Source organism: Pseudomonas crudilactis (genome assembly GCF_013433315.1).
Lineage (GTDB): Bacteria > Pseudomonadota > Gammaproteobacteria > Pseudomonadales > Pseudomonadaceae > Aquipseudomonas > Aquipseudomonas crudilactis.
In genome coordinates, this window is sequence record NZ_WXVV01000031.1 from 54,783 (window position 1) to 75,529 (window position 20,747).

Sequence of the window (20,747 nt, forward strand, 5' to 3'; positions counted from 1 at the left end):
GGTCGATGTATCAATACCAGTCAACTCGGTCAGTCCCCTCTCCCCCTGGGAGAGGGCTAGGGTGAGGGTGCTCTTGAACTTGCCGCACAAATTTCGATCAGTTCCTTACAGGTTCAGCCACGGGAGATCGGAGTTTTGGTCAAGTTCAGGATCGCCATTGCGCTGGGAGCATTGCTGTTTCTCGGTGCCAGTGAAATCGACGCCGCCGCGCTACCGGGCCTCCCGGCCGCTACCGAAGAGGCGGCCAAACCTGAACCGATTGTGCAGGGCGGGCTGCTTGGTGCGATCAGTTCGAGCATCGACGACGTCCAGGACAAGCTCGATCTCAACGAACACCTGGTCGACGCCTGGCGCCTGCGCGCCGATCGCGCCGCCGATGAAGTCGACAAACTGGTCAATCAACCGTCGAATCGCTCGGGCTGGAGCGTCGCAGGCGATTTCCTCACGCTGTCGGGCGTCTGGCTTGGCAGTTTCGCGTTGTTGACCGTGCTCGGCAGTTTGATGGCCAAGCGTCTGCGCGAGGGCCGCTGGTTGCGCACCCGCCAGCGCAGTCAGGACCTGATTGGTTACTTGCTGCCGTATACCGTGCCGGCGCTGATCTGCCTGCCGCTGACGCTGTACGTCAGCCATTTTCTGCAAGCCTCGGCGGGCCGCGCACTGGCGCTGTGCTTGGCCTACGCCACCAGCAGCGGCATTTTTTCCACCTCGATGTTGTTGTGCGTGGTGGTGATGTTCAACGTCGGCCATAAGCGTCCGGCGGCGCGGATCATTCGTGATTACTGCCCGCGGCCGCTGTTCCTGATCGGCTTCCTCGCGGCTCTCAGTGATGCGCTGACCAGCCCGCAGATCGCCCGCCAACTGGGCGGTAACATCACCAGCAGTGTTGCGGTATTTACGGGCCTGATTGCTTCGGTGATTTTCGGCTTGTTAGTGATCCGATTGCGTCGCCCGGTGGCGCACCTGATCCGCAATCGTTCGCTGAGCCAGCGCTTGAAACAACCCTCGTTGCAGGAGTCACTGCGGATTTTTTCCGGACTGTGGTATTGGCCGATCGTGCTGATGGTGCTGGTCTCGGCGGTCAATCTGATCGGCATCGGCGAGGACAATCAGAAAGCCCTGCGCTGTGCACTGTTCACCACGGTTTTGTTAATCGGCACGGTGTTCCTCAGCACGATTCTGCAGCACCTGTTCAAGTCGCGAAAAGCCGAAGCAATCCAGCGCAGCAGTGCTTACAAAGAGCGTTTTCTCAGTCTGCTTCACGCGTTGCTGCGGATCGTCATCGCCATTGCCTTCATCGATATCCTCGGGCGGATCTGGGGCGTATCGCTGCTCGATTTTGCCCAGAGCAGCACGGTCGGACGAGCAATCAGCAACGCGCTGAGCAGCATTGGCCTGATCTTCCTGGTCACGTGGCTGCTGTGGGTGGTGCTCGACACGGCGATTCAGGAGGCACTGAAACCACCGCTCAGCAAACGCGCGGCACGCCAGCCGAGCACGCGGGTGAAAACCATCCTGCCGCTGCTGCGCAACGCGATCAAAATCATCCTGGTGGTGATCTGCGCGATCACCACCATGGCCAATCTTGGGATCAACGTTGCGCCGCTGCTGGCCGGTGCCGGGGTGGTCGGGCTGGCCATCGGTTTCGGTTCGCAGCAATTGGTGCAGGACGTGATCACCGGGCTGTTCATCATCATCGAAGACACGCTGTCGATTGGTGATTGGGTGGTGCTTGATTCCGGGCATGCCGGCACGGTTGAAGGGCTGACCATTCGCACCCTGCGTCTGCGTGACGGCAAAGGATTTGTGTACTCGGTGCCGTTTGGTCAGATCAAAGCAGTGACCAACCAATCGCGGCAGTTTGCCTTTGCGTTTTTCTCGGTGCAGTTCACCTACGATACGGACGTGGATAGAGCCATCGAGCTGATTCGCGAGACCGGCGATTCGATCCGCGAAGACCCATTCCTCAAGTACAACCTGCAGGGGCCGCTGGATGTGTTTGGCGTGGACAAGATGGATTTGAACGGCGTGGTGCTGACGGCGCAGTTCAGGACGGTGTCGGGTGGGCAGTATGCGGTGAGTCGGGCGTTCAACCAGCGTTTGAAGAAGCTTGTGGATAACAGTCCGGTGGTGCATTTCGCGCAGACTTATCCACAGCAGGTTTTGTTGCCGAAGCGGCAGCAGGAGGGTGAGGTAATGGCGAGCGAGGTGCCGCAGGAATCGCGGACCTAGAGCAAGTTATGGGGTGGGACTGCGGACCCTTTCGCGAGCAGGCTCGCTCCCACAGGGGGAACGCGATCAAACTGTGGGAGCGAGCCTGCTCGCGAAGGCGTCAATTCAGCTCACATCAATGCCGGATCAGCTTGCTGCGCACCTGCTCCATGTCGATCTGATCCAGCTCCAGCCAGAACTGCTGCTTGCCGGCAATCTCCGCCGCCGCCGGCAACCCATCGCGATACACCAGCCGATTACTCACCAGCGCCGGCACTTTCACCCCCGGCAATAACGTCCCGGCCAGATTCAGCGGATCAACCCCACACACCGCCACCAGACTGGCGTCATGCGGCCGCCGACGTACTTCGCGCAACAACGGAATCGCCTCAGGCAAGGCAAACTGTTCCCCCGCCAAACCACTGACAAACCGCCCGCCACGAATCTCGCCCCGCGCTTCCAGCCGATGAAACGTGCGCAGCAGTTCGCGCCAGCTCGGCAACCAATCGGCCTCACGTTCGAGCAGGCGCCAGAACACTACGCCGTAACGCCGCAACAAGGTCATCGCGACGTGCTCCAGCGTCTCGCTGTTATCCACAGCTGCTCCGCGCCGCAGCAATGCCCAACGCCCGGCATCGTCCATTCCTCCCACAAACGCCCCGCGCCCACGACGACTGCTGCGCTGCTGGCGCTTGCTCGCCGGGGTGATCAACGCGCGCAGGCCGGCGAAGCTGTCGGCGTTCACCAGCCCGGCGCCGACCAGTTCCTGCAAGGCGATTTCCAGTTCCGTGCGTAGCAGGTGCGCTTCATGAGTCAGCTCATCGAAAAACAGCGCGCCGTGCTGAGTCAGCGCTTCAAAAACCTTTTGGGTTTTCGGTGACAGCTCGCTCACAGGCGTCTGTTCAGCCAACGCACTCCATAAACCAACCTGGCTGCGCGGCAGCAACACGATCGGCGTGCTTCGCAACGCCGTGCCGCTGACTTTCTGCCGGGCACTGAGGCGCGTCCACACCAGTTTGCCGTTGCGGCACAGGTCATCCAGCCAGCTCGGTGAATAGTCCTTGAGACGGGCCGGGAGAAGGTCGCTGTCCCACGCCGAAGCCGCCGCCGCGTAACCTTCGAACTGGCCGACAATTGCCGGTAAAACGGCGCTGCCCTGACCACGAGTCGAGGGCGACAGATGCTGCCAGTCGAACAGAAAGCGCATGAAATCCTGCAGCGCCACCGGTTCGATTTCCCGGCGCAGGCGCTTGACCGTGTAGCGATGAATACGCGCGAGCAGGTGCCGTTCGCACCATTCTTCTACCACCAATCCCGGCGTGAATTGGCCGCGTAACACATAGCCTTCGCGTTCCAGTTGCGCGAGGGGTTGATGGACTTGAGCGGTCGGCAGCGCGAGCGGTTCGGCAATCGCGGATAACGGCAGCGGTCCGAAGGCACCGAGGCGTGCGCGGATCACTTCGATCAGCGCTTCATCGAACGTCCAGGCTTCATCGAATCCCGGCAACGCCTCCAGTTCGGCTTGCAATTTGGCCTGTGGATAAAGCGCTTGCAGGCAGGTCAGGCGTTCGCGGGCCAGCCATAGCCAATGCTCGGGATCGATTTGCAAACGGCAGGCGCGACCACAGCTTGCCAGATTTTCCAGCCACGCACGCCAGCCTTCGTTCGCTTGCACTTCCTCATCGCTGATGCATGCAAGGCTCATCAGCGCTTCATGCATTTCATCCACAGCGTTCGGCGTCGGCCACGCTTCTTCGCGCACGGCGGTAATCGCGTCCGCGTCCAGTGCACCAAGGTCATCGGTCGATTGCGGATCGCTCCAGCGCCGGTTGATCACCGCTTGGGTGCGACGCTCTTCCAGCGGTGCATCGTCGAGAAAGGTGTACGGCCGCGCACTGAGAATTTCTGCCGCGAGCGGCGAGGGTGCCGGCAGGTCGCGGCTGATCAAACGCACCTCGCCACGCTCCATGCGCCGCAGCAGATTGAGCCAGCCTTCGCTGTCCATCGCCTCGTGGAGGCAATCGTCGAGGGTCTGCTCAATCAGCGGATGCTCGGGAATCTCGCGTTCGCCGGCGAGGTTTTCCAGGCAAGCAATCTGATCGGGAAATACGCTGGCAATCAGGTCTTCGCTTTTCATCCGCTGCAATTGCGGCGCGACTTTGCGCCCGCCGGTAAAACGCGGCAGCGCCAACGCCACCCCGGCATTCCAGCGCCAGCGCACGCCGAACAGCGGCGCATCGAGTACCGCTTGAATGAGGATGTGCTCGGCGCTGTTGCTGTGCAGGTAACGCCAGATGTCATCCAGTTCAAAGCTGTGGCTGGTGGACAGCGACAGCACGATCGCGTCTTCACTGGCAGCAGCCTGCAATTCGAAATTGAAGGTGCGACAGAAACGCTTGCGCAGGGCCAGGCCCCAGGCGCGGTTGATGCGGCTGCCGAACGGCGAGTGAATGATCAGTTGGGTGCCACCGGATTCGTCGAAAAAGCGCTCCATCAGCAGCGTGTCTTGCGAGGGCAGGGCGCCGAGGATCTGCCGGGCGCGGGCGAGGTATTCGACCAGTTGCTCGGCGCTGGCGCGGTTGAGGCCGAGGGTGTGCGTCAGCCAGTCGAGCGCCGGTTGCAGGTCGCCGGGGCTGGCGCCGAGCAGTTCGTCTAGCTGCGCTTGCAGGCGCGCCACGGCAGCCGACAATTCATCGCTGCGCCCCGGTGCTTCGCCGAGCCAGAATGGAATGGTCGGCGGCTGGCCATGGGCATCCTCGACCCGCACCTTGCCGGTTTCCACGCGCAGGATCCGATACGACGTATTGCCGAGCTGGAACACGTCGCCGGCTATGCTTTCCACGGCGAAGTCTTCGTTGACGCTGCCGATGTTCAGGCCTTGCGGCTCAAGCATCACACTGTAATCGGCGTTGTCGGGGATGGTGCCACCGCTGGTCACGGCAGTCAGTTGCGCGCCACGCCGGCCACGCAAGGTGCGGCTGACGGCGTCGCGGTGCAGATAAGCGCTGCGGATGCCCTGTCGGCCGTTGTAACCTTCGGCGAGCATGCTCAGCAGGGACTGATAGTGTCTTTCGTCGAGATCGCGATACGGCGAGGCTTGGCGGAACATCGCCAACAAGGCGTCCTCCGACCATTCCTGACAGCTGACTTCGGCGATGATCTGTTGCGCCAGCACATCCAGCGGAGCGACGGGGATGTGCAGGGTATCGAGTTCGCCACGGCGCACGCAGTCGAGCAGGGCGGCGCATTCGATCAGGTCGTCGCGGGTGGTGGCGAACAACCGGCCCTTGGGTGTACCGCCAACCTGGTGCCCGGAACGGCCAACCCGTTGCAGAAAACCGGCGATGGAGCGCGGCGAGGCGATCTGGCAGACCAGATCGACTTCACCGATATCGATGCCCAGTTCCAGCGAGGCAGTGGCGATCAACACCTGCAACTCGCCGCGTTTGAGGCGTTGTTCGGCGTCGAGGCGAAATTCCTTGGCCAGGCTGCCATGGTGCGCTGCCACCGTGTGCTTGCCGAGGCGTTCGCTGAGGTGCCGGCTGAGGCGTTCGGCCAAGCGTCGCGTGTTGACGAAAATCAGCGTGGTGCGGTGCTCGCGGGCCAGTTCCGCGAGGCGGTCGTAGACCAGCTCCCAGACATCGTTGGCCATGACTGCCGACAACGGCACGGGCGGCACCTCGATGCCAAGATCCCTTGGCCGGGCGTGGCCGATATCGATGATTTCGCAGGGGCGCTCATGGCCGACCAGAAATTGCGCGACAGCTTCGACCGGTTTCTGCGTGGCGGACAGGCCGATGCGGGTCAGCGGTTCGGCGCACAACGCTTGCAGGCGCTCAAGGCTCAGGGCCAAGTGGCTGCCGCGCTTGCCGGCGGCCATTGCGTGGATTTCATCGATGATCACCGTGCGCGTGGTGCCGAGCATTTTGCGCCCCGACGCCGAGCCGAGCAGAACGTAAAGCGATTCCGGTGTGGTCACCAGAATGTGCGGTGCCGATTTGCGCAAGGCCGCGCGTTCTTTCTGCGGCGTGTCACCGGTGCGCACGGCGGTGGTGATTTGCAGCTCAGGCAGGCTCATCTGCCGCAGTTGCTCGGTAATTCCGGCCAATGGGTTCTGCAGATTGATGCGGATGTCGTTGGACAGCGCTTTCAGCGGCGAAACGTAGACCACCAGGGTTTCGTCGGGCAGACCGTCAGGGTTTTCCAGGCCACGGTGGACGAGGTCGTCGAGCACGGCGAGAAACGCGGTAAGGGTTTTGCCGGAGCCGGTAGGCGCGGCGATCAGTGTCGATCGACGCTGGCGGATCAACGGCCATGCGCGGGCCTGGGCGGCGGTGACCGTCGGGAAAGTCTTGCTGAACCAGGCGCTGACGGCGGGGTGAAAGCCTGCCAGGGCCGCGTCCGTGGGGATGGGCAGATTCATGGCTTAAGTTATGCGGGCGCAGGGGGGAAGATGCAAGTACCGCTGGGGATCTGGGTTGTCAGACAGTGCCTCTTCGCGAGCAAGCTCGCTCCCACACTGGGTTTGTGTGCGCCGTAAATCCCTTGTGGGAGCGAGCCTGCTCGCGAAGGGGCCAGTGGCCACGCCACAAATCCCGGCGATCTACACTTTACGGATGACGGTTGCGCACTAAACCCGCAAAATGCAACGATTCCGGCAATTATCGACGACGGTTCCACGAGATCCGTCGCTAAAGCCATCGTTCCAATCAGACTGGGCCTGCTGACTCTATGCGAATGCGCCTTATGTTACTGGGCGGCGGAAATGCCCTTGGGCAGGCGCTGATTCGCCTCGGTGCAGAGGAAGACATCGGTTTCCTCGCCCCCCGCCCGCCCGAAAACGGCTGGGATGCCGCGAGCCTGACCCAATTGCTCGACGACACCCGTCCCGATGCATTGATCAACCTCGCCTACTATTTCGACTGGTTCCAGGCCGAAACTGTCAGCGAAAGCCGCATGGCCGGGCAGGAACGCGCCATCGAACGTCTGGCCGAACTGTGCCAGCACCACAATATCGTCCTCGTGCAGCCCTCCAGTTATCGGGTGTTCGATGGTTCGCGTGCCACGGCGTACAGCGAAAAAGACGAACCCGTACCGCTGGGCTTGCGCGGGCAAGCGTTGTGGCGGATCGAGCAAAGTGTGCGCGCCACATGCCCGCAACACGTTTTGCTACGATTTGGCTGGTTGCTCGATGACAGCCCGGATGGCACCCTCGGTCGCTTCCTGGCGCGTGCCGAGCAGCCAGAAGAATTGCTGCTGGCCGATGATCGCCGCGGTAATCCGACGCCGGTCGATGACGCCGCGCGCGTGATCATTTCGGTACTCAAGCAACTCGATTGTGCCGCGCCGCTGTGGGGCACGTATCACTACGCCGGCCACGAAGCGACCACGCCGCTGGCGCTGGGTCAGGCGATTCTGACCGAAGCGCGCAGTCTGCATGCTTTGGCGATCGAAGCGCCGACCGCTCAGGCCCACGCCGCGCGGCCGGACGCTGCCGAAGAGCCGCAACACGCCGTGCTGGCCTGCAAGAAAATTCTGCACACTTTCGGGATCAAGCCGCGCGCCTGGCGTGCCGCACTCCCGGGCTTACTGGATAGGTTCTACCGTCATGGCTAAAGGGACTGTTTTAATCACCGGCGGAGCCGGCTTCATTGGTTCGCACCTGACCGATGCGTTGCTCGCTGCCGGGCACTCGGTACGCATCCTCGACGACTTGTCGACCGGCAAGCACAGCAATCTGCCACTGGATAATCCGCAGGTTGAGCTGATTGTTGGCGACGTCGCCGATGCGGCGCTGGTAGCCAAGGCCATGCAAGGCTGCAGCGCGGTCGCGCACCTGGCGGCGGTGGCGTCGGTGCAGGCGTCGGTGGATGATCCGGTGAAAACTCACCAGAGCAATTTCATCGGCACGCTGAACGTCTGCGAAGCCATGCGCCTGGCCGGGGTCAAGCGTGTGGTGTATGCCTCCAGTGCGGCGGTGTACGGCAACAACGGTGAGGGCGAGTCGATTGATGAGGACACGCCGAAAGCGCCGCTGACGCCTTATGCCTCGGACAAACTGGCGGGCGAGCATTATTTCGATTTCTATCGCCGCCAGCATGGCCTGGAACCGGTGATTTTCCGCTTCTTCAACATCTTCGGCCCGCGCCAGGATCCGTCCTCGCCGTATTCCGGGGTGATCAGCATCTTCAGCGAACGCGCGCAGAAAGGTCTGCCAATTACGGTGTTCGGTGATGGTGAGCAGACGCGTGATTTCCTCTACGTCGAAGATCTGGTCGATCTGCTGGTGCAGGCGATCGAAAAGCCTGAGGTGGACGTCGAAGCGATGAACGTCGGCTGGAATCAGGCGATGAGCCTCAAGCAGATGCTTGAAGCACTGCAAGCGGTGGTCGGTGAATTGCCGCCGATCAGCTATGGCCCGGCGCGTTCAGGTGATATCCGCCATTCTCGGGCGAACAACGCGCGTCTGCTGGAACGCTTCAAGCTGCCGCAGCAGACGCCGATGAGCGTGGGGTTGGCGCGGTTGTTGGGGCGCTCCTGAAAAGAGCCCTCATCGGAACGCCGCCCGCCTAACCCACTCCCAGAGGGAGAGGGGACTGATCGAGGCGTTCTTTCGAGTTACACCGACCTGAAATATCGAGTCGAACTCGGATTTGAAAAGCACACAAATCGGCTCCCTTTCCCCCTCTCCCTGAGGGAGAGGGCTGGGGTGAGGGGGAAATCCAGCTCACACCACACATTTGCGGCAGACATGAAAAAGGCGCCCTTTGACAGGCGCCTTTTTCACGGCCGGAATATGTCGCTACTCCTGTGGCGAGGGGATGTTATCCCCCGATCAACTGCGTACGGTCGCCGTCAGTTCTATGCCTGCTCACCACCAAGCCTCATTCACCACCACGTGAACGTTCGGTAACTCGACTTAGAACTTATAGCCCAAACCGACCATGTAGATGAACGGATCCACATCGACGTTGACCCGTGCGCGAGTGCCGGGGGCAACGGCGTTGTTCTCGACGGTGGCGCGGGTGTCGATGTCGATGTAACGCACTTGGGCGTTGAGCATGATGTTGTCGGTCAGCATGTAGTCAGCACCGACCTGCCAGGCCAGACCCCAGGAGTTTTTCGCCTTGAAGTTGCTGAAACCGTTGGCGCTGGCTTCGCTACCGACGTGCTCGTCATAGATCCAGGTGTAGTTGATGCCACCACCGACATACGGCTGGAAGGCCGACTTCGAATCCAGCGGGTAGTACACAACGCTGAGGGTTGGCGGCAGGTGTTTCAGAGTACCGAGCTTGCCATTGGCCGCTGGCAGGGCAGTGCCCTTGAGTTTGACGTCATGCTCAAACGGCGTGGCCGCGAGCAGTTCGAGGCCGACGTGATCGGTCAGCATGTAGGCGAAGTTGAGACCCAGTTGGGTGTCGCTGCTCATGGTCGCCTTGCCGCCCAGATTAGCGCCGCTCAACGGACCCTGATCGACCTTGACGCTGGAGCTGTCGGCCTTCGGGTTGACGGTGATCGCACCGGCGCGGATGAGGATGTCACCGGCTTCGTGGGCGTGGGCGAGCGGGGCTGCGAGCGCGAGGGCAAACAGCGAAGCGCTGAGCAAGGACTTGTTCATGGGGGCTCCGAAAGGACGTTGGAAATGTCTGATGTCCTATGGTACGAAGCCAACTGATACGGTCTTTTGACTCAGCTCAATGAAACAGTGAAGGGGCGGGTTTTTGCGGAACCATTGCCGGCCCCTTCGCGAGCAGGCTCGCTCCCACCCTGGAATGTGATCACCTGTGGGAGCGAGCTTGCTCGCGAAGGGGGCATTGCAAACAGCAAAAAACTACCGGGTATTACTCCGGCAGCTCATACACATAAATCTTGTCCGCCTCCATCTGATACCCGGCATCCGCCAGCTCACTGCTCGACGCCTTGACCTGCAACGGCCCCTCGACCCAATACGGCTGATACAACTCATCAAGCTTCACGCCCAACTCGCTTTTGACATGCACAATCTGGTTCGACGGCGGTGGCGGCACATGGATGCAGGCGCCGAAATACGGCACCAGCAAAAAATCGGTGGTGCGCCCTTCTTCGTTGACTTCCAGCGGCACGATGTAGCCCGGCAAACGAATGTTTTGACCGTCGAGTGATTGCACCACCGGCGCATTCGGCATGTCCTGCTTCGCCGCTGGCGCCGCCTCGGCAGATAACGCATCACTCATCTTCGACATGTCATGCAACGGCGTCATGTTCGGCACTTCCGGCGCGGCGTCCGGCGGGATCATCTCCGACCACGTCAGGTCTTTCGGCGCCGCTGCCCACACGGGCAGGGCGACCAGCAACAGCAGCGCAAGCAAGGCGCGGGGCATGGTGAACATCCTCATAAACTGATCGACAGGCCATCGGCCAAGGATTGGCGATACGCGCGCCAGGCCGGCACGCTGCCCATCAGCAGCGCGGCGGCCAGAATGCCACCGAGCAGCGTCCATTCATACTCGCTCGGCCACGCCAGCGGCAGGAACAAACCGTAATTGGCCTGCACGTAGCCCTGTGCGGCGGCAATGCCGATGTACAGCAATGCCACTCCGGCAATCACGCCTGTCAGCGCCAGTGCAAACGCCTCAAGCACCAGCAGACTCGCGATGTGCCACGGCCGTGCCCCGACCGAACGCAGAATTGCCATCTCGCGCCGACGTTCGTTAAGACTGGTCAGAATCGCCGTGAGCATGCCGATCAACCCGGTCAGCACCACGAACAGCGAGACCACGAACAGCGCTTTTTCAGCGGTGCTCATCAGGCTCCACAACTCTTGCAATGCCACGCCCGGCAGAATCGCCAGCATCGGTTCGCCACGGAATTCATTGATTTCGCGTTGCAATGCAAACGTGGAAATCTTGCTGTTCAGACCAAGCATGAACGCGGTGATCGCTTGCGGCGTCAGGTCCATGTTGCGCGCCTGATCCGCCGTGATCCGGCCGTTGCCGCGCGCTGGCACGCCGTTGTGCCAGTCGATGTGAATCGCCTCCATGCCACCGAGGCTGATGTGCAGCGTGCGATCGACCGGGGTGCCGGTGCGCTTGAGGATTCCGACCACGGTAAACGGTTTGTCATCGTGTTTGACCAGACTGATCGCCGCCACGCCGTGGGCCAGCACCAGTTGGTCGCCGAGTTTGTAATGCAGCGCATCTGCGACCTCGGCACCGAGCACCACTTCAAACGGATCTGTTGCAAACGCACGGCCGTCAGCCAGTGCCAGGTGTTGTTGGCGACCGTATTGGTAATGCTCGAAATAGGCTTCGGTGGTGCCCATCACGCGATAGCCGCGATGGGAGTCGCCGAGGGACATCGGGATCGCCCATTTCACTTTCGGGTTGTTGGCGAAGTGTTCGAAACTGTCCCAGCGAATGTTGTTGGTGGCGTTGCCGATGCGGAACACCGAGTACAGCAGCAGATTCACCGAGCCGGAGCGCGCGCCGACGATCAGGTCAGTGCCGCTGATGGTGCTGGCGAAACTGGCTTTGGCTTCGGTGCGCACACGCTCGACGGCGAGCAACAGGCACACCGACAGGGCGATGGCGAAGGCAGTGAGCAACGCGGTAAAGCGGCGGTTGGCCAGGCTGGCCATGGCCAGACGAAACAGATACATCTCAGACCTCGGCAGACGTGGCGGCGCGATTGAGTTCGGCCAGGGACAGGTGACGGTCGAACAGCGGTGCCAGACTCTGGTCATGGCTGACGAACAGCAGACTGGAACTGGCTTCACGGCATTCGGCGAACAGCAGGCGGATGAAATTTTCCCGGGCGTCGTAATCCAGTGCCGAAGTCGGTTCGTCGGCGATGACCAGTTCTGGCTGACCGATCAATGCGCGTGCGGCTGCGACCCTTTGTTGCTGGCCGATCGACAGTGAGTCGGCGCGGCGGCTGAGGATGCTTTCGTCTTTCAGACCTAGGTGAGCGAGCAACGTGGCGGCGGCTTGATCGACGCTGCCGTGGCGCTGTTTCGCCCGTTGCGCACGCAGTTTCGAGAAGTGACAGGGCAGCTCGACGTTCTCGCGCACCGAGAGAAACGGCAGCAGGTTGAACTGCTGGAATATGTAGCCGGTGTGATCGACGCGAAAGGTGTCGCGGGCGCCGGCGGAGAGTTCGGTGAGTTCCTGGCCGAGCAGACGAATGCTGCCGCGACCGGGTTTCTGCACACCGCCAAGCAGGCCGAGCAGGGTGGTCTTGCCGCTGCCGCTGGGGCCTTTGAGGAACAGGGTTTCGCCGGCTTCCAGACGAAACGCCGGGATGTCCAGCAACGGCGGGTGACCGGGCCAGTTGAAGCCCAGGTCGGACAGTTCGATGAGTGCTTGGGTCATGGCACCAGTTTCATGAGGTGAACACATAACCCCTGTGGGAGCGAGCTTGCTCGCGAAAGCGGCAGATCAGTCAATTCAAAGGCGTCTGACGAATCGCATTCGCGAGCAAGCTCGCTCCCACAAGGGGATTCCGGTGAGGCTTAGAATTTCAGCGCGGCAGCCTTGGCCGTCACTTCAGTACCTTGCTGGCCGCTGGCGCTGATCAGTTGTACCTGAATTTTCTGCGTCGCCGGGAAGGTATTGAAGACGTTCGCCAGATCCAGCGTCTTCAACGCGCCCGGTGTGGCGCAGTTGAACTGGTAGTGCGCGTGGATTTCGCTGTGGTCGTGGTGATGCTCGTGACCATCCTTGTCCGCTTCATCGTCGTCATGGTCATCGGCATCCGGCTTGTCGCCGAACAGCGGGCTTTCCAGTTCCTGACTGACCACTTTGCAACCGGCAGCGGCGGGCAGGCTGAACAGGGTCAGCGGTTTTTCCAGTTGCGCACGGGCGGCGGCAACTTTGGCCTTGTCGGCATCGCTGGTGGCGATGTGTTCGAAACCCACAAGGTTCATCGCCGGGCTTTCCAGCTCCAGCTCCAGGGTCTGGCCATCCAGCGCGGCATTCAAACGACCAACGCCATGTTCATGCGCACCGAGGCTGCCGTGTTCATGATCGTGGTCATGCTCATCAGCCGCATGGGCAATGGCCAGCGGCAACAGGGCAAACGGCAAAGCGAGCAGCAGACGACGCATGGCGGTCTCCGGGAAGTAAAGTGAAGAGTTTGTTATGTAATCTTATAACGAAAGTGCGCAGAGTTTGCCCGTGCGCTCCGCTTTGCGCAAGACATGACTGAGCACCGCCCAAGGTAGATTCCGGGGCGGTGCTTAGATTGGAAGTCACACTTTTATAGTCAGAAGCCTGCGCCGGGATAGTCGAACCAGTAATGGCCCGATAGCACATAATTGATCAGATTTGCATCAAGTACGCTCGGGGCATCGCGAGTGAAGCGCTGGCGCCATGCTGGCAGCCACCAGTAATTGATGGCTGTTCCGCGTGGACGTATCACCACTTTCATGACCTCCTGATCTATTTTGCCCTCTGCATAGAGTTGATGGGTACGATCCATGAAGCCCATGTACTGACTGATCGGCAACTGGAACATCAATACGGTGGTGTAGATCTTTTCGCTCTGACTGAAAGTCGGGCTTTGCAGGATATGTAATGCTTCGCAGGCGTACGGCTGTGGCTGGCTGGCGATACTCTGGCCTTCGGGAGTGGAGAGAACATCGAAACGATCATCCATATCCCGCCAGTCTGTACGAAGGTTGCTCTCGAAGTAGTTGCGAATGAATACGCTAAGTGGTCCCGGTGCCGCGGTATCGTTTGTACAGGAAGAAAGATCGACAGGCGACCAGAAGCGCCACCCCATGATCAGCAGAAGGGGGATTGCAGGAAGTATCCAGAAAAGTCGTTTCATCTTGGCGTGCTGTGTTTGTACCGTCGAAAAATAGTGAAGTCATGGTCACCGCGTATTGCATTGCCTGCGGCGTTTCGAAAGCCTACATCGTTGACTTCGACTTTCTCTCGGCCAGCGGAAATACAGACCCCATGGGTTAGCACGAAACCGACATGACCGCTGGCGTTAGAATAAGTGACAGCATACGCACCGATATCGCCGGGTAAAGGTGAACGCTCCACTTTCCAGGTGGCGAGAAGGCGTTCATCGTCAGCCCATTCACCTGCCACAGGTGGACTGACCTTCATCATTCCGGGCAGAAATTTTGACCTGCCGTGTTCAATCCACGCGACATTGATGCCGATCGAGGTCAGTACGTCATAGACGAAGAGGTTGCATTTGTTGGTTTCGGCTGCAAATGTCACCGTTTTATTGATAGTCGGGTGTGGCAACGACTCTTTGCTCTTGCCATATGCCCATGTGGTGGAGCCACGATACGACAGCGCCGCCATCAATATTCGGCGCGGCATGTCCTGGATGACTACCTTGACGGTACGGGTCTCGTTCCTGCGTTTGACCCCGTACTCCACTTCGTAAAAAGTGTCATTTGAAACGGCACCGCTGGTGGACAAGGGCACTTTGACCCATGGCGAGACGGCGACGATCGACAAGGATTTTCCTTCGGTCAATGTGGCTGTGTGCATTGCCTTTGTCGCTCCCGATGCACCGACGATCTGGACAATAACTTCGTGGCTGTGGCGGTTTTTTATCGACGGCAATTTCTTTGTGCCCAAGGTTATTGCGGTTTGCTCCTTATCAGAGATGAGTGAGTAGATGCGGGGTTTGTCATCGTTCTGAATAATGTTGTCATCAATGACCAGCGCATCCACCAGCAACTGAAACTTAACTCCTTTGGGAGGCTGCATCAGAAAGTCTTTAAAGATCAGTTTGATTTCCGATTTCATGAAAGATCCTGATCAAGGGGTTCTTCGTAGGCGTAAAACGTCCATTCCGAGTCTTCACCGACCAACAGAGTGTCGTAATCCGCATGGTTTTCAACCGGGTGTTCGCAGCCTTCACCCGTGGCGTTGCAGGTGCTGTCCTGCAAGACGGCAACCTTTTTTCTGTCCTTGAGTTTGTACGCCAGTCCGGGTTTTTCGCTGTCGCCCAAGCGTTCAATGATCACTTGCAGGTAACGGTACGAAGTCATCGCGACAACGGGTGAGCCCATGTCGATGGGGGCAGGACGGCCTGTTCCGGCAAAACCACTGTGTTGTTGGGGAAGCAGCTTGTTGGACATGGGCGGACAGCCGCAGGCGACATAGTCATCTACCAACGCTGCCGGGCCTGCAGGCAATATCAGCGTTCTTTCACCCACGGCCACGATCGGTCCTTTGCCGGGACCGCAAACCGGACAACTGGCGATTTGCCCGATGGAAGCGATGATTTTTCCTTCAATCTTGAGGTTTTCGTTTCCCTCAAGTATCACGCCGCCCGTCGAAGTCGGGCCTCCTTTTGACGCCAGCTTTCGTCCTGAAGACATGGGCATCCTTCCCATGGAAAAAACAAAAATGTAGTTGATAACTCTCGAACTGCCAGCTGCCTACACTTGGTGTTACACATGTCCCGTGGGAGCATGCAGGTCAGAAATGTACGGAGGCGAACTCAATGTTGCGGATACGCGGAACCGTCGGCGACGTGCCGGTGGATTTGACGGTGGAACTGGATGACAGCGACTGGGCGAAGCTGGGCTCAGCCCTTGGCGCACAGCCGCAGATAGCCCAAGCGGCGGCCGTAGCGGTGCCAGCGGCGAAACCGCAGAATCAGGACGATGCTTTGTGGCAGGTCGCCAGGGATTTACTGCGCAAGGCTGGCCAGCTCAGCGGGCCGGATCTGCTTGAGCAACTGGAAGGCCTGACCGGCAGCGCGGTGTCAGGCAAGCGCCTGCTGGTACGACTGCGCCACAGTTCGGACGTAAAAGTGGTGAGCGGCGGGGATACGCCGCTCTACAGCTGGATCGAGTGAACCGCAAAAGATCGCAGCCTGCGGCACCTCCTACAGATGCAGCGTTCATCCGCAAAATGCGCGGTGAACACAATCCCGTGTAGGAGCTGCCGAAGGCTGCGATCTTTTGATCTTAATAAAGCGCAGCAAACATCTTGCGACGGTACACCGTCACCAGCGGATGATCGTTGCCCAAGAGCTCGAACACCTGCAGCAAGGTTTTGTGCGGCAGGCCTTCGCCATAACTGCGATTGCGGATGAACAGCTTGAGCAGCGCCTCCAGCGCCGCCTCGTATTGCTGGCGCGCCAGTTGCTGAATCGCCAGTTGATACACCGCTTCATCGTCCTGCGGATCTTTCGCCAGACGCGCTTTCAGGTCAGCTGCATCTGGCAGGTCACGCGCCAGACCGAGGAACTTGATCTGTGCCTTGGCCCCGGCCAGCGCGGCTTTGTGTTCGTCACTCTTGACTGCATCCAGCACGGTTTGCGCTTCGTCCAGCTCGCCGCGTTCAGTCAGGCAGCGCGCGTAGAGGATCAGGGCCTTGGCGTTGCTGTTGTCCTCAGTGAGCATGACCACCAGCGCCGCTTCGGCATCGGCGTAACGACCGTCATCGAACAATGCCTGAGCCTGTTCGAACGGATCGGCGGCGGCCGGTGGCGGCATCTGCACATGAGGCTCAAGCAGCGCGCGTACGGCGGATTCCGGTTGTGCACCGGCAAAACCGTCGACCGGTTGGCCGTCCTTGAACAGCACCACGGTCGGCAGGCTGCGAATGCCGAAGCGGGCGACGATGTCTTGCTCGATGTCGCAGTTGACCTTGGCCAGCAGCAATTCGCCCTGATAGCTCTCGGCAATGCCCTGCAGCATCGGCATCAACGCCTTGCACGGCGCACACCATTCGGCCCAGAAATCCACCAGCACCGGTTTGTTGAAAGAGGCCTCGATCACCGACTGGTCGAAATCGGCCGTCGTGGCGTCGAAGATGTACGGCGTTTGCTCACTCATGGGGGATCTCGTCAAAGCGTGGATGGGGCAACTATACGGCTTGGCGGGGGGTGGCCGGAAGCGGTCAGCTTTTGAGAGGTGTGTTGCATGGGCGGACGCCTTCGCGAGCAGGCTCGCTCCTACCCTGGAATGCATTCCCCTGTGGGAGCGAGCCTGCTCGCGAAGCTTTTAATCAGCGCCGCGCATGGTAGAGGCTGACATGCCTGAATTCTTCCGGCTCCGCCAGATCCGGCAACGTCATCGCTTCAAGCATCTCGATGCGCTCATACAGCGGATGGCGAAAATCCCGAACCCGCGAATCCGCCACCAACGCCTCACGGCCACGACTTAAAAATGCATCGAGCAACGGCAGATTCGCCCGGTCGTACAACACGTCCGCCACCAGAATCAGATCAAACCGATCCGCCTCGGCAAAGAAATCCGTCGAGTAATTCATCCCTACGCCATTCAGCGAGGCATTCGCCCGACACGCGGAAATCGCCAGCGGATCCAGATCGCACGCCACCACCTCCAGCGCCCCGGCCTTCGCCGCCGCGATCCCGGCAATCCCGGAACCAGCACCGAAATCCAGCACACGCTTGCCGCGCACCCACTCGGGAAACTCCGCCAGATAGCGCGCCACTGCCAGACCGCTGGCCCAGCAGAAACCCCAGTACGGTGGCTCGTGCAGAATTCGCTGAATTTCTTCCTGGCTGAATTCGCGATCCATGTTGTCGCCATCGATCAGCCATAGCTGTAAATCAGTGTCCGGCAATGCACAGACCTTGAGTCTGGCGTCGCCGAGCAACTCACCCAACGCCCGTTGCAGGTCGAGCGGTGCCGTCATGGTGCTTTGACAAATTGCAGCTGGCCCAACGCCTGAGTGGTCGGCTGGCTGATGGTTTGCGAAGGCAGATGCAGGATCAACTGACCGGACTGGCTGGCGCGCCCGCGCAGTTCAACCCGCGCACCGGCGGGGAAGGCGTCCGGGTTGAAGCGCAGGCGGAACGGCAGGATCTGGTTGTTGCCGATCAGGCTGGAACTGGCGAGCAATTGTTGCGGGCGATCCTTCTCGTCGATCACCAGCAATGCCAGTTCGACTTCGGCGCCGGCCGGTACGCCTTGCAGAGTGCCGCTCAGTTCCCGTTGATAAGCCGGCAGCGGGCCAAGCTCGGCGGCCTCTTTGGCTTTTTTCTGCGCTTGTTGCGGCGCCGGGCCCGGCGTTGGCGGCTGGGGCTTGGGTGCATCGCTGCCACAGGCCACCAGCAGGCTGAAAAGACTGAGCAAAACGAGCGGACGTAACGGCATTGGATGCTCCGGCAAAATGAAATCCATGGATCAAACGATCATGCCGTTCTGTATACCGCAAAGCCTATGGCTTGTCTTGCCACCGGGATGCGCTACCATGGCCCTCCCTTTTTTTGTTGCCAGCCACCATGCACTGTCCCTTCTGCGGTGCCAACGACACCAAGGTCATCGACTCGCGTCTGGTCGCCGAGGGCGAACAGGTGCGCCGCCGGCGTGAATGCCTGGCCTGCGGCGAGCGTTTCACGACGTTCGAGACGGCCGAACTGGTGTTGCCGCGCCTGATCAAAACCGACGGCAGCCGCCAACCGTTCGACGAAGAAAAACTCCGCGCCGGCATGCAACGCGCCCTGGAGAAACGTCCGGTAAGCGTCGAGCGCCTCGAATCCTCTCTGGTTCACATCAAGCACAAGCTGCGCGCCACCGGCGAGCGCGAGGTCAAATCCCTCGTGGTCGGCGAACTGGTCATGGCCGAATTGCAAAAGCTTGATGAAGTCGCCTACATCCGTTTCGCCTCGGTGTACAAACGCTTCCAGGACCTCAACGAATTCCGCGAAGAAATCGACCGCCTCGCCCGTGAACCGGTGAAAGAATGACCACCGTCGCCGAGCAGGCCATCCTCGACGCCCACTTCATGGCGCGCGCGCTGGAACTGGCGCGCAAAGGTCACTACACCACCCATCCCAATCCTCGGGTCGGCTGCGTGGTGGTGCGTGATGGGCAGATCGTCGGCGAAGGCTGGCATGAACGCGCCGGCGAACCCCACGCTGAAGTCCACGCGTTGCGCGCCGCTGGTGAACTGGCCCGTGGCGCTACAGCTTATGTGACCCTCGAGCCGTGCAGCCACCATGGACGCACGCCGCCGTGTGCCGATGCGCTGGTGAATGCCGGTGTTGGCCGAGTCGTAGCGGCGATGCGTGATCCCAATCCGCAAGTCGCCGGACGTGGTTTGCAGCGCCTGGCCGATGCCGGTATCGCCACTGAAAGTGGTGTGCTCGAAGCCGAGGCGCACAAGCTCAATCAAGGTTTCCTGAAACGCATGGAACACGGCTTGCCGTTTGTGCGGGTCAAGTTGGCCATGAGTCTCGACGGGCGCACGGCGATGGAAAGCGGCGAAAGCCAATGGATCACCGGCCCGGCCGCGCGTTCGGCGGTCCAGCGGTTGCGCGCTCAGGCAGCGGTGGTGCTGACCGGTGCCGACACCGTGCTGGCCGATGGTGCGCGCTTGACTGTTCGCGCTGACGAACTCGGTCTGGACAGCGAGCAAACCGCGCTGGCCATGAGTCGCCCACCGCTGCGCGTGCTGATCGATGGACGCCTGCGGGTGCCGCTGGATGCGCCGTTCTTCAAGGCTGGCCCGGCTTTGGTCGCCACCTGTGTCGCGATCGAAGAGCAATACGCTCACGGCCCCGAGTGCCTGATCGTGCCGGGTGACGATGGTCAGGTCGACCTGCATCAATTACTCATCGAACTGGCCAACCGTGGCACCAACGAGGTGCTGGTCGAGGCCGGCCCACGCTTGGCCGGAGCCTTTGCTCAGCTCGGTCTGGTCGACGAATTCGTGATCTTCATCGCCGGCAAGTTTCTCGGCTCTACGGCGCGTCCGCTGCTGGACTGGCCGTTGGCGTATATGAAGGACGCCCCGGAGCTGAAAATCACTGAAATTCGCGCGGTGGGCGATGACTGGCGAGTCACTGCCATCCCTGTCCTTTCGGCGAGCGTATAATTCCCGGCCATCGTTATTACGCTGGCTTAGTTCTCAAGGAGAACCCCATGTTTACCGGCATCATCGAATCCATCGGCAGTATCCGCGCACTGATCCCAAAGGGCGGTGATGTGCGGGTCCACGTCGCCACCGGCAAGCTCGACCTGAGCGACGTCAAACTCGGCGACAGCATTGCAGTCAACGGCGTCTGCCTGACGGCGGTTGAACTGCCGGGCGACGGCTTCGCAGCCGATGTCAGCCGTGAAACGCTGGACTGCACCGCCATGAACGACCTGAAAAGCGGCAGCCCGGTCAATCTGGAAAAAGCCCTGACCCCGACCACCCGTCTCGGCGGGCACCTGGTCAGCGGTCACGTCGACGGCGTCGGCGAAATCGTCTCGCGCAGCGACAATGCCCGTGCCGTGGAATTTCGCATCCGCGCGCCGAAAGACCTGGCCAAGTACATCGCCCACAAAGGCTCGATCACCGTCGACGGCACCAGCCTGACCGTGAACGAAGTCGATGGCGCCGAGTTCATGCTGACGATCATTCCGCACACACTGAGCGAAACCATCATGGCGTCGTACAAGCCAGGTCGCCGGGTGAATCTGGAGGTCGATTTACTGGCGCGCTATCTGGAGCGTCTGCTCTTGGGCGACAAGGCCGCAGAGTCCGGCTCTTCACAAAAGCCTGGTGGCACCATCACCGAAAGCTTTCTGGCCGCCAACGGCTACCTCAAATCCTGACTGAAGG

General features: G+C 60.5%; 19 protein-coding genes. 7 read left to right on the top strand and 12 right to left on the bottom strand.

Annotated features, from left to right (window positions below):
• Positions 1-135 precede the first annotated feature (135 nt).
• Positions 136-2,229 carry a mechanosensitive ion channel family protein gene (locus tag GTU76_RS26850; protein WP_180699985.1) on the top strand — a complete coding sequence of 698 codons (2,094 nt, stop codon included), beginning with the start codon at positions 136-138 and terminating at the stop codon, positions 2,227-2,229.
• Between the two features lie 115 nt (positions 2,230-2,344).
• Here GTU76_RS26850 and GTU76_RS26855 read toward each other — a convergent pair whose 3' ends face one another.
• Positions 2,345-6,631 (bottom strand): DEAD/DEAH box helicase, encoded by a 4,287-nt coding sequence (locus GTU76_RS26855; RefSeq protein ID WP_180699986.1) that lies wholly within the window; start codon positions 6,629-6,631, stop codon positions 2,345-2,347.
• 308 nt (positions 6,632-6,939) lie between these two features.
• Here GTU76_RS26855 and GTU76_RS26860 point away from each other — a divergent pair, with 308 nt between their 5' ends.
• Both GTU76_RS26860 and GTU76_RS26865 read left to right on the top strand, forming a co-directional pair.
• A complete protein-coding gene (locus GTU76_RS26860; protein ID WP_049802170.1) occupies positions 6,940-7,824 on the top strand; it encodes a sugar nucleotide-binding protein in 885 nt (294 codons plus the stop codon).
• The gene (locus GTU76_RS26865) at positions 7,817-8,749 is read left to right on the top strand and encodes an NAD-dependent epimerase/dehydratase family protein (protein WP_180699987.1); all 933 of its coding nucleotides are present in this window, start codon (positions 7,817-7,819) and stop codon (positions 8,747-8,749) included. Before GTU76_RS26860 ends, GTU76_RS26865 begins: the two co-directional genes overlap by 8 nt.
• Before the next feature lie 378 nt (positions 8,750-9,127).
• Here GTU76_RS26865 and GTU76_RS26870 read toward each other — a convergent pair whose 3' ends face one another.
• The 8 genes from GTU76_RS26870 to GTU76_RS30175 form a co-directional block, all read right to left on the bottom strand.
• The gene (locus tag GTU76_RS26870; protein WP_016985285.1) at positions 9,128-9,826 is read right to left on the bottom strand and encodes an OmpW/AlkL family protein; all 699 of its coding nucleotides are present in this window, start codon (positions 9,824-9,826) and stop codon (positions 9,128-9,130) included.
• A gap of 223 nt (positions 9,827-10,049) precedes the next feature.
• Complete coding sequence (locus tag GTU76_RS26875; RefSeq protein WP_175553099.1) at positions 10,050-10,568, bottom strand: DUF3299 domain-containing protein; 519 nt, start codon at positions 10,566-10,568, stop codon at positions 10,050-10,052.
• A gap of 11 nt (positions 10,569-10,579) precedes the next feature.
• Positions 10,580-11,845, bottom strand: coding sequence for an ABC transporter permease (locus GTU76_RS26880; RefSeq protein ID WP_180699988.1), 1,266 nt, complete (start codon positions 11,843-11,845; stop codon positions 10,580-10,582).
• A 1-nt stretch (position 11,846) separates the two neighbouring features.
• A complete protein-coding gene (locus GTU76_RS26885) occupies positions 11,847-12,557 on the bottom strand; it encodes an ABC transporter ATP-binding protein (protein WP_180699989.1) in 711 nt (236 codons plus the stop codon).
• Positions 12,558-12,697: 140 nt separating this feature from the next.
• Complete coding sequence (locus GTU76_RS26890; protein ID WP_180699990.1) at positions 12,698-13,291, bottom strand: DUF2796 domain-containing protein; 594 nt, start codon at positions 13,289-13,291, stop codon at positions 12,698-12,700.
• A 158-nt stretch (positions 13,292-13,449) separates the two neighbouring features.
• Positions 13,450-14,016, bottom strand: a complete 567-nt coding sequence (locus GTU76_RS26895; RefSeq protein WP_180699991.1) for a hypothetical protein — start codon at positions 14,014-14,016, stop codon at positions 13,450-13,452.
• Positions 14,013-14,960, bottom strand: a complete 948-nt coding sequence (locus GTU76_RS26900; protein WP_175553104.1) for a CHAP domain-containing protein — start codon at positions 14,958-14,960, stop codon at positions 14,013-14,015. The genes GTU76_RS26895 and GTU76_RS26900 overlap by 4 nt, the downstream gene beginning before the upstream one ends.
• Positions 14,957-15,538 carry a PAAR domain-containing protein gene (locus GTU76_RS30175; protein WP_246376154.1) on the bottom strand — a complete coding sequence of 194 codons (582 nt, stop codon included), beginning with the start codon at positions 15,536-15,538 and terminating at the stop codon, positions 14,957-14,959. The genes GTU76_RS26900 and GTU76_RS30175 overlap by 4 nt, the downstream gene beginning before the upstream one ends.
• Before the next feature lie 125 nt (positions 15,539-15,663).
• Here GTU76_RS30175 and GTU76_RS26915 point away from each other — a divergent pair, with 125 nt between their 5' ends.
• Complete coding sequence (locus GTU76_RS26915; protein ID WP_016984106.1) at positions 15,664-16,020, top strand: hypothetical protein; 357 nt, start codon at positions 15,664-15,666, stop codon at positions 16,018-16,020.
• 112 nt (positions 16,021-16,132) lie between these two features.
• Here the strand turns inward: GTU76_RS26915 and trxA are convergent, their stop codons facing one another.
• From trxA to GTU76_RS26930, 3 genes are all read right to left on the bottom strand, one after another.
• Complete coding sequence (gene trxA, locus GTU76_RS26920) at positions 16,133-17,005, bottom strand: thioredoxin (RefSeq protein ID WP_180699992.1); 873 nt, start codon at positions 17,003-17,005, stop codon at positions 16,133-16,135.
• Positions 17,006-17,177: 172 nt separating this feature from the next.
• Positions 17,178-17,831 carry a class I SAM-dependent methyltransferase gene (locus tag GTU76_RS26925; protein WP_180699993.1) on the bottom strand — a complete coding sequence of 218 codons (654 nt, stop codon included), beginning with the start codon at positions 17,829-17,831 and terminating at the stop codon, positions 17,178-17,180.
• Positions 17,828-18,292, bottom strand: a complete 465-nt coding sequence (locus GTU76_RS26930; protein WP_053124259.1) for a YbaY family lipoprotein — start codon at positions 18,290-18,292, stop codon at positions 17,828-17,830. The genes GTU76_RS26925 and GTU76_RS26930 overlap by 4 nt, the downstream gene beginning before the upstream one ends.
• A gap of 128 nt (positions 18,293-18,420) precedes the next feature.
• Here GTU76_RS26930 and nrdR point away from each other — a divergent pair, with 128 nt between their 5' ends.
• From nrdR to GTU76_RS26945, 3 genes are read left to right on the top strand one after another with little or no spacing between them, the layout of a single operon-like run.
• Positions 18,421-18,885, top strand: a complete 465-nt coding sequence (gene nrdR / locus GTU76_RS26935) for a transcriptional regulator NrdR (protein ID WP_007910946.1) — start codon at positions 18,421-18,423, stop codon at positions 18,883-18,885.
• Positions 18,882-20,015: a bifunctional diaminohydroxyphosphoribosylaminopyrimidine deaminase/5-amino-6-(5-phosphoribosylamino)uracil reductase RibD gene (gene ribD, locus GTU76_RS26940; protein WP_180699994.1), complete on the top strand. Its 1,134-nt coding sequence runs from the start codon at positions 18,882-18,884 to the stop codon at positions 20,013-20,015. The genes nrdR and ribD overlap by 4 nt, the downstream gene beginning before the upstream one ends.
• A 47-nt stretch (positions 20,016-20,062) precedes the next feature.
• Positions 20,063-20,740, top strand: coding sequence for a riboflavin synthase (locus tag GTU76_RS26945; RefSeq protein WP_180699995.1), 678 nt, complete (start codon positions 20,063-20,065; stop codon positions 20,738-20,740).
• The last annotated feature ends 7 nt before the right edge of the window (positions 20,741-20,747 follow it).

Coding starts and splice junctions, on each gene's coding strand:
- GTU76_RS26855 (WP_180699986.1), bottom strand. CDS start 6,631: ATGAATCTGCCCATCCCCACGGACGCGGCCCTGGCAGGCTTTCACCCC.
- GTU76_RS26860 (WP_049802170.1), top strand. CDS start 6,940: ATGCGAATGCGCCTTATGTTACTGGGCGGCGGAAATGCCCTTGGGCAG.
- GTU76_RS26865 (WP_180699987.1), top strand. CDS start 7,817: ATGGCTAAAGGGACTGTTTTAATCACCGGCGGAGCCGGCTTCATTGGT.
- GTU76_RS26870 (WP_016985285.1), bottom strand. CDS start 9,826: ATGAACAAGTCCTTGCTCAGCGCTTCGCTGTTTGCCCTCGCGCTCGCA.
- GTU76_RS26875 (WP_175553099.1), bottom strand. CDS start 10,568: ATGCCCCGCGCCTTGCTTGCGCTGCTGTTGCTGGTCGCCCTGCCCGTG.
- GTU76_RS26880 (WP_180699988.1), bottom strand. CDS start 11,845: ATGTATCTGTTTCGTCTGGCCATGGCCAGCCTGGCCAACCGCCGCTTT.
- GTU76_RS26885 (WP_180699989.1), bottom strand. CDS start 12,557: ATGACCCAAGCACTCATCGAACTGTCCGACCTGGGCTTCAACTGGCCC.
- GTU76_RS26890 (WP_180699990.1), bottom strand. CDS start 13,291: ATGCGTCGTCTGCTGCTCGCTTTGCCGTTTGCCCTGTTGCCGCTGGCC.
- GTU76_RS26895 (WP_180699991.1), bottom strand. CDS start 14,016: ATGAAACGACTTTTCTGGATACTTCCTGCAATCCCCCTTCTGCTGATC.
- GTU76_RS26900 (WP_175553104.1), bottom strand. CDS start 14,960: ATGAAATCGGAAATCAAACTGATCTTTAAAGACTTTCTGATGCAGCCT.
- GTU76_RS30175 (WP_246376154.1), bottom strand. CDS start 15,538: ATGTCTTCAGGACGAAAGCTGGCGTCAAAAGGAGGCCCGACTTCGACG.
- GTU76_RS26915 (WP_016984106.1), top strand. CDS start 15,664: ATGTTGCGGATACGCGGAACCGTCGGCGACGTGCCGGTGGATTTGACG.
- trxA (WP_180699992.1), bottom strand. CDS start 17,005: ATGAGTGAGCAAACGCCGTACATCTTCGACGCCACGACGGCCGATTTC.
- GTU76_RS26925 (WP_180699993.1), bottom strand. CDS start 17,831: ATGACGGCACCGCTCGACCTGCAACGGGCGTTGGGTGAGTTGCTCGGC.
- GTU76_RS26930 (WP_053124259.1), bottom strand. CDS start 18,292: ATGCCGTTACGTCCGCTCGTTTTGCTCAGTCTTTTCAGCCTGCTGGTG.
- nrdR (WP_007910946.1), top strand. CDS start 18,421: ATGCACTGTCCCTTCTGCGGTGCCAACGACACCAAGGTCATCGACTCG.
- ribD (WP_180699994.1), top strand. CDS start 18,882: ATGACCACCGTCGCCGAGCAGGCCATCCTCGACGCCCACTTCATGGCG.
- GTU76_RS26945 (WP_180699995.1), top strand. CDS start 20,063: ATGTTTACCGGCATCATCGAATCCATCGGCAGTATCCGCGCACTGATC.